Origin of the sequence: Robertmurraya sp. DFI.2.37 (genome assembly GCF_029211245.1) — a bacterium.
GTDB lineage: Bacteria > Bacillota > Bacilli > Bacillales > Cytobacillaceae > Robertmurraya > Robertmurraya methanolica_A.
Window position 1 is genome coordinate 1 of sequence record NZ_JARGEJ010000021.1, and the last position, 14,716, is coordinate 14,716.

The 14,716-nt window shown below is 37.9% G+C and carries 11 protein-coding genes; 9 read left to right on the forward strand and 2 right to left on the reverse strand.

The window, feature by feature from the left end; genetic code table 11:
* Window positions 1–194 precede the first annotated feature (194 nt).
* Together PZE06_RS12750 and plsY are read right to left on the reverse strand one after the other, a co-directional pair.
* Entirely contained in the window at window positions 195–470 is a 276-nt protein-coding gene (locus PZE06_RS12750; RefSeq protein WP_150916100.1) for a hypothetical protein, read from the reverse strand.
* Between the two features lie 515 nt (window positions 471–985).
* Entirely contained in the window at window positions 986–1,570 is a 585-nt protein-coding gene (gene plsY, locus PZE06_RS12755) for a glycerol-3-phosphate 1-O-acyltransferase PlsY (protein WP_150916098.1), read from the reverse strand.
* A 435-nt stretch (window positions 1,571–2,005) separates the two neighbouring features.
* Between plsY and PZE06_RS12760 the strand changes: the two genes are divergently transcribed.
* The 9 genes from PZE06_RS12760 (at window position 2,006) to PZE06_RS12800 (ending at window position 14,510) form a co-directional block, all read left to right on the forward strand.
* Entirely contained in the window at window positions 2,006–3,724 is a 1,719-nt protein-coding gene (locus tag PZE06_RS12760) for a glycosyl hydrolase family 18 protein (protein WP_150916096.1), read from the forward strand.
* A gap of 191 nt (window positions 3,725–3,915) precedes the next feature.
* On the forward strand, window positions 3,916–4,329 hold the full coding sequence (locus PZE06_RS12765) for a CoA-binding protein (RefSeq protein ID WP_150916094.1): 414 nt from the start codon (window positions 3,916–3,918) through the stop codon (window positions 4,327–4,329).
* Between the two features lie 415 nt (window positions 4,330–4,744).
* Window positions 4,745–6,724, forward strand: coding sequence for a DNA topoisomerase IV subunit B (gene parE / locus PZE06_RS12770; RefSeq protein WP_150916092.1), 1,980 nt, complete (start codon window positions 4,745–4,747; stop codon window positions 6,722–6,724).
* On the forward strand, window positions 6,721–9,165 hold the full coding sequence (parC, locus tag PZE06_RS12775) for a DNA topoisomerase IV subunit A (protein ID WP_150916090.1): 2,445 nt from the start codon (window positions 6,721–6,723) through the stop codon (window positions 9,163–9,165). Before parE ends, parC begins: the two co-directional genes overlap by 4 nt.
* Before the next feature lie 381 nt (window positions 9,166–9,546).
* The gene (locus PZE06_RS12780) at window positions 9,547–10,026 is read left to right on the forward strand and encodes an ArsR/SmtB family transcription factor (protein ID WP_225315215.1); all 480 of its coding nucleotides are present in this window, start codon (window positions 9,547–9,549) and stop codon (window positions 10,024–10,026) included.
* Window positions 10,027–11,301, forward strand: a complete 1,275-nt coding sequence (locus tag PZE06_RS12785) for an MFS transporter (protein WP_150916088.1) — start codon at window positions 10,027–10,029, stop codon at window positions 11,299–11,301.
* A 111-nt stretch (window positions 11,302–11,412) separates the two neighbouring features.
* Window positions 11,413–12,816 (forward strand): alanine/glycine:cation symporter family protein, encoded by a 1,404-nt coding sequence (locus tag PZE06_RS12790; protein ID WP_150916086.1) that lies wholly within the window; start codon window positions 11,413–11,415, stop codon window positions 12,814–12,816.
* Window positions 12,817–13,140: 324 nt separating this feature from the next.
* Window positions 13,141–13,911, forward strand: a complete 771-nt coding sequence (locus tag PZE06_RS12795) for a hypothetical protein (RefSeq protein ID WP_150916084.1) — start codon at window positions 13,141–13,143, stop codon at window positions 13,909–13,911.
* A 119-nt stretch (window positions 13,912–14,030) separates the two neighbouring features.
* Window positions 14,031–14,510, forward strand: a complete 480-nt coding sequence (locus PZE06_RS12800) for a staygreen family protein (RefSeq protein WP_150916082.1) — start codon at window positions 14,031–14,033, stop codon at window positions 14,508–14,510.
* Window positions 14,511–14,716 lie beyond the last annotated feature (206 nt).

The following is a 14,716-nucleotide window of genomic DNA, read 5'->3' on the forward strand; positions in this document are numbered from 1 at the left end:
ATTTATTCTTAAATGAATCTGTATATGTAATAGATCTCTCGCTAACACTTTGTACGTTTGGATTCTTTTGAAGCATTTTTACCTCTGTAGTTGAAAATGTTATTTTACTCATGTTGTCCCCTAGTTCCTATTTAGTAAGTTTAAGTATATAAAAAAATACCTATAGATAAAACACTCTTTTTCAAGTGTCCTAACTATAGGTACCATAATAACAAGTGGAATTTATAGTTCTCTCTTTTTTTATATATTCGATATGGTGCAGATGCTTCCTCTTGAAAATTTAATAAAAATACTTTTGAATCTATTTCTTGTGTTCCAATAAATTGCAAAAAATCATCGATGCTGTCTGCTGTAATGAAATCATTAATATTGTTTGGACATTTTAAGTTTGCCGATGCTGCAATAACATTTAAATTCTCGTCAATACAGATATAGGGAAACGGTAAGCTCAAATATTGATCGTATTCCATTTTTCATCCATCCTTCATCATTTTAAATCAACCCATCACCTTCTCCACAAACAAAAAATCCAAAGTGAGAAGGAAAATGAAACTTGATTTGTATATGTCTATGGCGAAAAACATCAAATTATGTATATTTAAAGTAAATTTTAAAGCGGCAAACTCTTTTCAAACATCAAGATAAAAGCGTGATCATTTTAGATTTTCCTTAGTTTTTATACTTGTAGTATACAAAATTTGTAGAATATTATCAATAAAGAACGATATTTATCTTATTAAGAACAATATTTCATCTTTGTTAAATTGCGAAAACGATGTTTGTTCATTTCGAGTGAGACCTTGGTTTCTCACAATTCTATTAATATGGAAGTAGGAAATTATCCCTACCTTAAGCTCTTTTCAATCAGATTAATGACGACTTACAGTGCTAAGTTGGTACCTATAACAAAAAAGATTCCCATTAAATGTTGCTCATTAACATTGGTAACCAATAAAAAAAGCTATAAAAGACGAGTATATGTCTTTTATAGCCATTTAACTTTTGGCTCTGTTTTATTTTTTATACGAGATATGTTGGCCCGATGACGATAAATCACAAAAAATGCGAGAATCGATACAACAATAATGAGGGCGTGATCACCATCGATGAATGCATATATTAAGGCAGCAACAGCAGCAACAATGGAAGATAAGGAGACGTATTTCGTTATGTACAAACAAAGAATGAAAACAACGACAATTACGACAAACATTAAGGGGGCATAGCATAGGAGCACGCCACCAGAAGTTGCAACTGCTTTTCCTCCTTTAAATCCAGCAAAAATAGGAAACATATGCCCAATGACAGCGATAACTCCCGGAATTAAAGGATGTAAATGTAAGTCTGATTGAAGTAGATCGGGCAGAGCGGTCGCAAGCGTTCCTTTTAAAATATCCGCAAGAGTAACAATAATCCCAGCTTTGACTCCGAGAACACGGAAGGTGTTTGTCGCACCTAAATTTCCACTTCCATGTTCTCTAATGTCAATCCCTTTCGCTTTTCCGACTATAAGTCCAGAAGGAATGGAGCCAAGTAAATAAGATAAAATAATGATTGCAATAATGACCATATTATATTGTTCTCCTTCGCCATAAAAGCTGAATTTCTTTTTCAGTTGTCTATCATAAACACCTTTCAGCTAACTCCTTTCGCTCCTCTTCTTCATGGGATGATTATGATGCTGCGAAGATTTCTACACTTTAGAAGTCCGATCGATCATCCGGTCTGAAGAGCGGCTCAGTATTCCTAGCAAGCATCGTTGGAACAGGGAAATTGAAGGTAGTTTATGCTTTTCTAGTTGTCATTATGACCTACTACTAATGTTTTAATATTGTACCATGCAAGGAAGCCATTTCACAATGCTTTGAAAATAGTTCTGATCGTTTGTTTTCTTTTTTTCTCCGACAATCCTCGTCAAAATCATTGAAATTTCATCCTTATGAGAGGTTTTCCTTTTCAAGTGGAAGAGAATTCGTTACGATGAGATTAAGGAGGAAAGTCATTCATGGTACGTGTAAGCTATCAGCAAAAGAAAACGATCTCGAAGGGCTGGATCATTGGAGGGCTAGTGCTCGCATTTTGTATGATCATTTCTAGTATTCTACTGCTTCTTTACCCTTTCGCCTCAAAGGAAAAACGAGAATATTTTAGCGGAGAAAATCCGATTATTTTAAACGGTACACAAAAGGGAAATGCGATTCTAGATGGAGAAAGTGTCTATATTCCTTTAACCTTTATTCAAGACCATATTGATGACAGTGTCACCTATGATGAAAAATCTAATTCGATTATTATTACTACAGCAGACAAGGTTGTACAAATGCCTTCAGAGTCATTAACCTATTACGTAAATGAAGAACCGGTGGAACTTCATTTTTCACCGATTAAAGACGAGGCAGGTCAACTTTATGTGGCGCTTGAGCCAGTAATAAAGTTTTTCCCTCTGCAATCAACCATTCTACCAAATTCAAATGCTGTCTTGATACAACAAAACGGGGACGAATTTATTCATGGTACTGTTACAAAGAAGGATGTTCATAATGAGAAGTTGCGCCTTAGAACGGAAGCTAGTCTTCAATCTCCTTACACAGCTGAGCTTAGCAAAGGAGAACAAATTTTTATCGAAGGCCAAGAAGGAGACTATTTTCTTGTACGTAAAGAAAATGGCATAGCCGGTTACGTTCACAAAAATTTAATTAGTGCACATGATAAGGAAATCATTACGGTCGTAAGGGAACAAAAAAAAGCTTCATTGCCTGAAATAGAAGGACCAATTCAACTAACTTGGGAAGCTGTTTATACGAAAACCCCACACCCAAGCAGCCTTCCGCAAATGCCAGGAGTTAATGTCGTATCACCTACATGGTTTGAATTGGAAAATGCAGCAGGAGATGTTAAAAACCTCGGTTCTTTACCGTATGTGGAATGGGCTAAAGATAAAGGCTATCAAGTATGGGGACTTTTTTCAAATGCATTTGATCCAGATTTAACCTATCAAGCTTTTAAAGATTTTGACACCAGGCAAAAGATCATCAGGACTTTGCTCCATTACAGCCAAATTTATCAGCTTGACGGCATAAATTTGGACATTGAAAATGTCAAAGCTGAGCACGGCCCACTCGTAACCCAATTTGTAAGAGAAGCGACTCCGTATTTCCATGAAGCTGGTCTTATTGTATCGATGGATATTACGTTTATCGCTGATGGAAATTGGTCCGAGTTCTACGAACGAGAAAAGCTAGCGGATATTGTCGATTATTTAGCAGTAATGGCCTATGACGAGCATTGGGGTTCTTCTCCAATTGCTGGGAGTGTTGCTAGCCTTCCATGGGTAGAGAACAACTTGCAAAAGCTTCTTGAAGTTGTCCCAAACGAAAAACTTATCCTTGGGGTGCCGTTGTATGCACGACTATGGCAGGTGAAAGATTCGGGCGAAGTATCATCATCCGCTTTGTCGATGGATAAAGTACAGGAATGGTTAGATGTTCATCAACTGACCCCTACTTATGATGAGGCAAGTGGTCAAAACTATGCTGAGCTTTATGTTGATGAAGAGAAAAGCACTTATAAAATTTGGCTCGAAGATGAGCTTTCACTCAGAAAGAGAGCTGAGTTGGCTACAAAATATCAGTTAGCTGGAATTGCCAGCTGGTCGCGTTCATTTGCTAACGAATTAGCTTGGCTAGCCTTAAATATGGATAATGAACAGGTTACGCAAAAATAAATTTTGGAACAGCTAAGTACAATAACATGATTTTTTTATACTGAAAGCGTAAAATGAAGGAGATACTACATTGCAAACAAAGGCTACTATTTTTCTGCATGAAAAGGAGGATTTGCCCTTTTCATGGGAACTGCATAGCATCTTATGAAACATAGCCAAAAACCAACTGCATTATCGAAGGAGATGAAAAAATGGCAATAGAAAATCCAAGCCGTGAAGAAATCGGAAAAATCCTTAAAAGAGTTAAACGAATTGCTGTTGTTGGACTAAGCGGAAACCCTGAAAGAACGTCATATATGGTATCGAAAGCGATGCAAGATGCAGGTTATGAGATCATTCCTGTCAATCCAACAGTAGACGAAGTTCTCGGTGTTAAAGCAGTAAAAACATTAAAGGAAATAGAGGGGCATGTCGATATTGTTAATGTCTTTCGACGTCCTGAGCATTTAATGGAGATTGCAAAAGATTTTGCCGAAATTGACGCTGAAATTTTCTGGGCTCAGCTCGGAGTCGTTAATGAAGATGCCTATCAATTTTTAAAAGAAAAAGGTTATACAGTCATTATGGACCGCTGTATAAAAGTCGAACATGCATTAACGAAATGAACATTTTTTAGCAAAAACTGTCAGGGTTACTTGACAGTTTTTTACTTCCTTTCAAAATGATTCTTTATTCCTATATATGGCGGGGAACGCCTTTTCCGAGAACTCCTTTCATTATCGAGATAAACGTATTGTGCAAGTGAAAACAAAAGTAAATTGTTCGTCACCTATTTGCTAAATCGTTATATTTATATACAATAGGGCATAGACGTTTCTTTTTATGGGATTGAAGCTGTTGTTCCTTTTCTGTAAAACTTTAAGAAAAAAGCCCGTTGATATGATAAGATAAACATCAGGAACACTCGTTCTAAGAGTGAAAACGACTAATTCACGATTAATTCGTTCATTGATCGTTGTTAATGAAACGTTCTTTTTAAACTAAAAATATAAGATTGTAGCAACTGAAAGGGGTATGTAAGTGGCAAGAAATCAGCAAAGCTTCGATTATAATGATGATGCCATTCAAGTGTTAGAAGGTCTCGAAGCAGTTCGGAAACGCCCCGGGATGTACATTGGCAGTACAGATTCGAGAGGACTTCACCACTTAGTATATGAAATTGTCGATAACTCTGTTGACGAGGCTCTAGCCGGCTACGGAGACCAGATCATCGTTAAAATACATAAAGACAATTCGATTAGCGTTCAAGATAAAGGGCGCGGAATGCCAACTGGTATGCATAAGCTTGGCAAGCCGACTCCGGAAGTCATTTTAACAGTCCTTCATGCAGGAGGAAAGTTTGGCCAAGGCGGTTATAAAACAAGTGGAGGCTTGCACGGTGTCGGTGCATCGGTAGTTAATGCACTTTCAGAATGGCTCGTTGTCAAAATAAAAAGAGATGGGTTTGTTTATGAGCAGCGCTTTGAAAATGGCGGTATTCCTGTCACAACGCTTGAAAAAGTAGGAAAAACAAACCAAACAGGGACAACGATTCATTTCAAACCGGATCGAACGATTTTTTCAACTACGACCTACAATTATGATACTTTATGCGAACGTCTTCGCGAATCTGCCTTTCTATTAAAAGGAATGAAAATTGAAATTATCGATGAACGAAATGAAATGAAGGAAGAATTTCATTATGAAAATGGTATCGAAGCATTTGTTCAATACTTGAACGAAGAAAAGGATGTCCTTCATCCAGTAGTTAGCTTTGAAGGTGTAAATTCTGAGATAGAGGTAGATTTTGCTTTTCAATTTAATGATGGATACTCTGAAAACGTTCTATCTTTTGTGAACAATGTTCGCACTAAGGATGGTGGAACCCATGAGGTTGGTGCGAAAACCGCACTGACTCGTGCTTTTAACGAGTATGCTCGAAAAGTAAATCTTCTTAAAGAAAAGGATAAAAATCTTGATGGAGCTGACATTCGTGAAGGCTTTGCAGCGATTATATCTGTTCGAGTACCGGAAGAGCTCCTTCAATTTGAAGGCCAAACGAAGGGAAAACTCGGAACGAGCGAAGCAAGATCAGCTGTCGATGCTGTTGTGTCTGAGCACCTTTCCTACTTTTTAGAAGAAAATCCTGATATCAGCTCGCTCTTAATTAAAAAGGCGATAAAAGCATATCAGGCAAGGGAAGCTGCCCGTAAAGCACGAGAGGAAGCACGGAGCGGCAAAAAAAGGAAAAAAGGAGAGGCTGTACTTTCTGGGAAACTAACCCCCGCACAGTCTCGCAATCCACAGCGAAACGAACTCTACTTAGTTGAGGGTGATTCGGCTGGTGGTTCAGCGAAGCAAGGACGAGATCGCAAATTTCAGGCAGTGCTGCCATTACGTGGTAAGGTTATCAATACAGAGAAAGCCAAACTTGCTGATATTTTCAAAAACGAAGAAATTAATACGATTATCCATGCAATCGGTGCAGGAGTGGGTGCTGACTTTAATGTAGAGGATTGTAATTATGATAAGGTAGTCATCATGACAGATGCCGATACAGATGGGGCACATATTCAAGTTCTTCTCCTGACATTCTTTTACCGTTACATGAAGCCACTTCTTGAAGCTGGGAAAGTGTTTATCGCGCTTCCTCCTTTATATAAGGTGAGCAAGGGAACTGGCAAAAAAGAAGTGATTGAGTATGCCTGGAGTGATGACGAGCTCGATGATGCCATTAAAAAAGTCGGCAAAGGCTATATGATCCAGCGCTATAAAGGGCTTGGTGAAATGAACGCGGATCAGTTGTGGGAAACAACAATGGATCCGGAAACGAGGACATTAATCCGCGTCCGAATTGATGACGCAGCGCGAGCAGAGAGACGCGTAACTACTTTGATGGGCGATAAAGTTGAACCTCGCCGAAAATGGATTGAAACAAATGTTGCATTTGGGTTAGAAGAGGATGGCAGCATTCTTGAAAATGAGAATATTTTAGTGGAAGAGGAGGTTGCTGAATCGTGAGTAATGTGGAAAAATTTCGTGACCTCCCATTAGAAGATGTCCTTGGCGACCGATTTGGCCGTTATAGTAAGTACATTATTCAAGACCGGGCATTACCAGACGCGAGAGATGGATTAAAGCCTGTTCAAAGAAGGATTCTATATGCCATGCATGTTGAAGGGAATACGAGCGATAAAGGGTTTCGAAAGTCCGCAAAAACGGTCGGAAATGTCATCGGCAACTACCACCCTCACGGTGATAGCTCTGTATATGAAGCGATGGTGCGGATGAGCCAGGATTGGAAAGTTCGCAATCTCCTCGTTGAGATGCACGGAAATAACGGAAGCATTGATGGCGATCCGCCTGCAGCAATGCGTTATACAGAAGCAAGACTATCCGCGATCGCTGCGGAGCTTTTAAGGGATATTGAGAAACACACGGTTGATCTTGTTCCAAACTTCGATGATACAGCAAATGAACCAACTGTTCTTCCTGCGATGTATCCTAATCTTCTTGTAAATGGTTCAACCGGAATATCGGCCGGATATGCGACAGATATTCCTCCGCATCATTTAGGAGAAATAATTGATGGCGTAATCATGCGCATGGAAAACCCCCGAACAACGGTGGACGATTTAATGACCGTTATTAAAGGGCCTGATTTCCCAACTGGCGGAATTATTCAAGGTGTTGAAGGAATTAAGAAAGCCTACGAAACAGGAAAAGGTAAATTTATTGTACGGGGAAAGACAGAGATCGAAACGACCCGTGGTGGCAAACAACAAATTGTTATCACCGAAATTCCTTATGAGATTAATAAAGCAAATCTCGTAAAAAAGATCGATGAATTTCGATTAGACCGTAAAGTGGAAGGCATTTCAAAAGTGCGTGATGAGACCGACCGCACTGGCCTGCGCGTTGTCATCGAACTAAAAAAAGACGCGGATGCGTATGGTGTTCTCAATTATTTATATAAAAATAGCGACCTGCAAATCACCTATAGCTTCAATATGGTCGCCATTCATAATAGAAGACCAAAATTGATGGGCCTCATCCATCTCCTTGATGCGTATATCGAGCATCAAAAAGAGGTCGTGACAAGAAGAACACAATATGATTTACAAAAAGCAAAAGATCGTCAGCATATTGTCGAAGGATTAATGAAGGCTTTATCAATTCTTGATGAAGTGATCGCTACAATCCGTTCTTCAAAAGATAAACGAAATGCGAAGGATAATTTAATTGCAAAATTCCAATTTTCAGAAGCGCAAGCAGAAGCGATTGTCTCGCTACAGCTTTATCGTTTAACAAACACAGATATTACTGCTTTGCAAGCGGAAGCAGAAGAGCTGGCTAAAAAAGTGGAAGAGCTTTCTGCCATTTTAGCAAGTGAACGAAAGCTATTATCAGTGATTAAAAAAGAATTGAAAGATGTAAAAAAACGCTTTGCAGACGAACGGCGAACACAAATTGAGGCAGAAATTGAAGAGATTAAAATCAATCTTGAGGTTTTAATTGCCAGTGAAGACGTGATTGTTACTGTGACAAAGGAAGGCTATGTAAAACGGACAAGCCCGCGCTCCTTTGCCGCTTCAAACGGACAGGACTTCGGGATGAAGGACTCGGATCGCCTTTTAGCCCAGCTAGAAATGAACACAACAGATGTGCTCCTTCTCTTTACGAATAAGGGGAATTACTTATATTGTCCTGTCCACGAATTACCGGATATTCGCTGGAAGGACCTCGGCCAACATGTGGCCAATATTGTGCCAATTGACCGCGATGAATCCATTATTAAGGTCCTACCTGTAAAAGAGTTTGAAAAAGACGCTAATCTTCTTTTCTTTACAAAAAATGGCATGATAAAGAAAAGTGAATTAAAGCACTATAAGGCACAAAGATATTCCAAACCACTTGTTGCCATCAATTTAAAAAACGGTGATGAACTCATTAATGTACACGAAACAGACGGCAAATCAGAACTCTTTTTAACAACCTATCTGGGATACGGATTAAGGTTTACTGAAGATGAGGTTCCGTTAGTCGGTGCCCGTGCAGCAGGAGTGAAAGGGATTAATTTAAAAGATGGGGATTATGTGACGAGTGGCCATATCATTACTAATTTAGCTGAAGAAAGTGTTGTCATCGTAACTCAACGTGGCTCAATCAAAAAAATGAAATTAACAGAATTTGAATTGACGTCAAGGGCAAAGCGCGGAGTCGTGATGCTGAGAGAATTGAAATCAAATCCGCACCGTGTGATCGGCGCCGTCCTCGCCAAGGAAGAGGAAGAAATTTTCGTTCAAGCAGATAAAGGCCATGTAGAAAGTGTTAAGGCAGCAGATTTGCGATATAATGATCGCTATACAAACGGCTCTTTCATCATTGACGAGAGTGAAAGCGGCAAGGTTTATTCCATTTGGAAGTCGATATCAGAAAAAAATGAGGAACCTAACATATAAATTTCTTAAAGCTGTGTCAAAAGGGCGTTAGAAACCTTTTTGATATCAGCTTTTTCTATTGTGAAAGTTTTTCGGGATTTTATGGTGGATAAAAGGGGGATTTCCCTTTTTTGCTTTATGCTCCTTGCCCTTACCTTATTGACTCCACTTTTTCAAATTATCAGCAACCACAGCCTTTATGTAGAATAGCGAGTAAAGTTGGATTCATTTTTTCTACTGCAAAATCAACCATTTACATAGGGAGAAATTAAAATATAAGGAAGCCCATTATTTTATATCATTCTAATTAATTATTGCATTCTAGAAAATTAGAACGTATAATATTTTTAAATCAAGTAACAAAACTTAAAAGGAATAACTTCAAGAAATGGGTGATGAAAAATGGAGAATAAAAAAAAGCAGATGGAGATAACGTTAGATCAGCAAAAATTGATTTCAAGTCCACTTAGGGCAAAGATTATTTATTTATTGAATGAACGTGCTATGACTGCAAAACAAGTCGCTGACGAACTAAGAAAATCAAACGGAAGCATTCATTATCATATTCAACAATTATACAACGGTGGAATTATTGAGCTTGTGGAAACGAAAGACAACAAAGGGATCATAGAAAAGTACTATCGATCTAAAGCCACTGAGTTCAAACTCAAAGATGAATTCACTCCTGAAAAAAGAAATTATTTTATGAGAAGGGGAACGCCTTTATCTTTATCCGATCAGGAACTAACCGAATTCATTAAAGAATTTGATGCTTTATTGGAAAAATATGTAGAAAATTCAATAAAAAATGAGGAGAAGCGAACCCCTTATGAAATCAATTGTGAATTTATTAAACTTCCAAATGAAGAGGAGGATATTTAAATGCCGAACTCGGTCAAAAGAAATATTACCCTCTTTTTAATTGGAAAGCTAACGGCCGTGCTTGGTTCCTCCATATACGGATTTGCCATCGGACTCTTTATTTTAGCAGAAACTGGTTCAAGCTTGAATTTCTCGATCACATTGCTCGTAAGTGTGCTGCCACGAATTGTACTTGCACCGATTGCAGGCACATTAAGTGATCGCTGGGATCGAAAGAAGATTATTATTATATCAGATTTCGCCTGTGCGTTATGGCTTGGCCTTATTTTTATTATATTTACATCATTTCAACAGCAAATTTGGCTGTTATTTTTAGCTACCTTTATTCTTAGCTCTCTTAACACATTTTATTCTACAGCAGTGACGTCAGCGATCCACAATATGGTTGGTCCTAATTATATTCAAAAAGCCATGTCATTAAATCAAGCAGTCGTTTCTATTTCTACGATTCTTGGTCCTGTTTTAGGTGGGGTCCTTTTTGGCTTTACAACCATTTCAACCTTCATGGTCCTTAACATCATTGCTTTTACACTCTCTGGATTAGCTAGTATTTTCATAAACTATCAATTATTTGCTAAAGAAAAAGAGGAGACTAAGCAAGAAACCTTTTTTACTGAATTCAAAATTGGATTGACCTATGTTAAACAAGAAGCATTTATTAAAAACTTGATTTTCCTTGCAGTGTTTCTAAACTTTTGGTTTGCAGTCTTCCCAGTAGCTCTCCCTTATCTTGTTTTAACGATTAGAGGTATGGAGTCCTATCAGCTCGGAGTTATCGAGGGTGCCTTTTCCATTGGAATGCTTGTCATGTCGGTCATATTAGCTCAATTACGAGAAATTAAAAATAAAAAGCGAAGCGTGTTTGGAGGCTTATTCGGATTATCTAGCATGTTAATCCTTCTCGGCGTCCCAAACTTTCCCGGTTTAAGCGAACTCTCAAATATTTTTTATTTTCCATTTCTCATTATTCTTGTGATATTTCTTTCGGCATTTATTATGCTCATTAATATGCCAGTAATGGTTCTTTTACAAAAAAATACTCCTGACAACTACCGAGGTCGTGTTATGTCTTTAGTGGAAACAGGAGCAAGCTGTATGACACCACTAGGATTTATCGTTTTCGGTTTTCTTCTTGAATCACTCCCAGTTTGGCTCCTGCTCTTGATTTGCGGCTGCAGTACCATCATAATTGCATGGCATTCATTGAAAAATAAACAGTTTATGCAACAATTAAACAGAACAATAAATGACAATTTTGTTGCGGCAAAAGGATAAAAACTCGAATAATAGAAATTTTTTTAGAATAACTTAAAATTATACTTTGATATTTATACAAATATATGATTTGATATTAATATGTACTTTTTTTACTACTAGGGGGAACTTATGGAATTAGTTAATTTCTTAAATGATTTGTTGTGGAGTTATATTTTAATTGTCGTTTTAATCGGAGCAGGACTTTTCTTTAGTATTAAGAGCGGCTTTGTTCAGTTGTCTTATTTTAAAGAAATGTTTCGAATACTCGGTGACAAAGCAACTATTACTCCTAATGGAAAAAAAGGGCTCTCTTCCTTCCAAGCTTTTTGTATTAGTGCTGCTTCAAGAGTAGGAACGGGAAATATCGCTGGGGTCGCAACAGCCATTGCAGCAGGCGGGCCTGGTGCAGTATTTTGGATGTGGCTAATCGCATTTTTAGGAGCCGGTTCAAGCTTTGTCGAAAGTACCCTTGCACAAATTTACAAAATTAAAGACAGAGATGGATATAGAGGCGGACCGGCATATTATATGGAGAAAGGCTTAAATAACCGCTTTATGGGGATTATTTTCGCAATCATCATTACTTTCTGTTTCGGACTCATTTTTAATTCCGTCCAATCTAATACGATTTCACTTGCATTTATGGAAGCTTTCGGTGCAAATCGAACGGTCGTTGGAATATTACTAGCGCTTTTAACAGCCATTGTTATATTTGGCGGCGTTAAAAGAATTGCTCGTTTCACACAGGTTGTCGTACCCATTATGGCCATGATTTACCTCGTAATCGCGTTATTTGTTGTCATGACAAACATAACGGAAGTACCGGCATTATTTTCACTCATTATCCGCAATGCCTTTGGACTTGAAGAAATGGTCGGTGGTGGTATTGGTGCCGCGATCATGATGGGAATCAAACGTGGTTTATTCTCAAATGAAGCAGGGATGGGTAGTGCCCCGAATGCAGCTGCAACTGCAAGTGTGTCACACCCTGTTAAACAGGGACTCATTCAAACTCTTGGTGTTTTTGTTGATACGATTCTTATCTGCTCTGCAACAGCGTTTATGATTTTGCTGTCTGATAACTTTATGTCCGGCCAAACCGGTATCCAATTAACACAAAGTGCTCTTAGTCAACATTTAGGAAGCTGGGCGACCATTTTTGTTGCGATTGCCATTTTCCTTTTTGCCTTCAGTTCTGTGATCGGAAACTACTATTACGGTGAAACGAATATTGAGTTTATTAAAGAGAATAAATCAGCTGTCTTTATTTACAGAATTGCTGTGATTGGCATGGTCTTTTTCGGATCAATTGTTGATTTAGCTGTTGTATGGGATTTAGCTGACTTGTTTATGGGAATCATGGCCCTTATCAACATCGCAGCAATTGTCCTTCTTGGTCATATCGCTTTTAAAGCTTTAACTGATTATCGCCAGCAAAGAAAACAAGGAAAAGACCCTGTCTTCTATAAAGATTCAATCCCTGGCTTGAAAGGAATCGAATCCTGGGAAGAAAGAGAAGAAGTAAGAGAATAAGAACAAAAAGACCTATCCTTGTGGAGAGACCTAGTTAAATAAGAAAGAGGAAAAAACACCTCCTGAATCGTATTTAAAAAATACGTAACTCAGGAGGTGTATTCTTATGGGAAAGAAAAATGCTTACTCACAAGAAGTTAACATGGCTGTTATATTTACCATCTACCCCAAATAAAGCCACTTACCCCCAACCAAATACTTCACTAAATCAAGGGAGATTTATACATATGATAGCTCCCGTATCTTTGTTATTTTCCATAGGATTTGCATCTTTTTACCAAAAATGGGCATTCTAATCATAACAGATTAGAGGAGGTTCACATAATGAAAAAAGAAGTTCTAGTTGTCATTTTCGCTTTATTTTTCATGTCAATTACAGCAATAACAGGTGCTTATGCGATAGATGAGAATGAAAAGGTAAAAACGATCATAGAAGAACACGAGGATTTAACAGGAGATGGTAAAGAGGAGAATATATTGGTTAAAGGAGAAGTAATGGACGATGAAAATGATATCTACAAAAGGTTTTTGATTGAGGTCGTCGACAATCATGGGGGCAAACATCAAATTGAATTAGAAGAAGGGGTTAGCCCACATCTTACGTTTCAAGATCTTAATCAAGACGGTATCAAAGACATGCTCGTTTCTGTCAGCAATAGTGGCAGTGGCGAAATTAGCAATCACTATCTATATGCCTTAAAAGACGATCGGATCACCGATTTAACTGTTCCAGATCCACTTATTATTCAAAGTCAATTTTTAAATGGCTATAAGGCGAAGATTAATATTGATAATAATCACAAGTCACATAAATTTAATTTAAAAAATCGTGCAGAGGATTATGAAAATGCAGGGCTTTATTATAACGGAATTTTAAACGAGCCAACTGAATTAATGGTCCAGTCGTATAGCAAGCTTGAACCTGTCAAACTAAAAGGTAGTAAATTAGGATTAAAAGGAGTTCAGACGATCAGCGGTGCACACCAGGGAGATGTGATCGCTAATATTGAGTCAACATGGGAGTATAAAAGTGGGGAATGGGCACTTGTTTCCACAAAAGTTATTGAAACACCTTATATTAAAATGGAGCAATAATGGTTCATTAGCAGCGGCAAAGATAAATTTAGACATTCATGTTAGGCACATGTCACCCTTGTTATTTTTTAACATATATTATCATTAACCAATACTTTAACATTTGGGGGACACCTTCCATGAGCAAGTTCAATCCTTCTAATTTAAAAGTAACATTTTTACCGCCTGCTACTCCTTTTAAGCCCGTAGACGAAAGAAAATATACGATGACTCATTCGGAAGAAACAGGGGAAATATTTCTGACAGTTGGATATTGCTATGATGAAAGCTGCATCAATCCAAACGTTCATAATGAAGTAATTGCCGAATGGGTGCCGCGAATGGGTCAATATGTATTAAACGGAAAAGTACATGTGAGCAATGGAGAATACGATGAGCAAAATTCAAAGATACGGTTCATGATTTTCCAGCAAGAGCTCAGCTTTGCTTTAACATCGATCGTATATGGTGATAGAGCTTTATACCAATATTACCCTTGGCTCTTAGATTCACCAATTTATATACAATTTGAAAGTATTTATCCGCTCTATCATCAACTTCTATATTTCGGCACACCAAGACAATATTTAACTGCAGCAATGCAAGAATCCGTTTCATGACACAGGGTTTACCTGTGTTTTTTGTTTTTCACTACAGTTTATGTAATTTATTCTAGTACCTCCAAGCATACTGAAACATTAGTAAAAATAGCGCGGGGAGAAGGAGGGGAGGAAGCAGGCGTTATGCAAGAAACGATTGCTTCGGTACTAAAAAACAAAGAGCTTCTAAGTAAAACAATATACATAAAATCCGACTTTAATAAAAT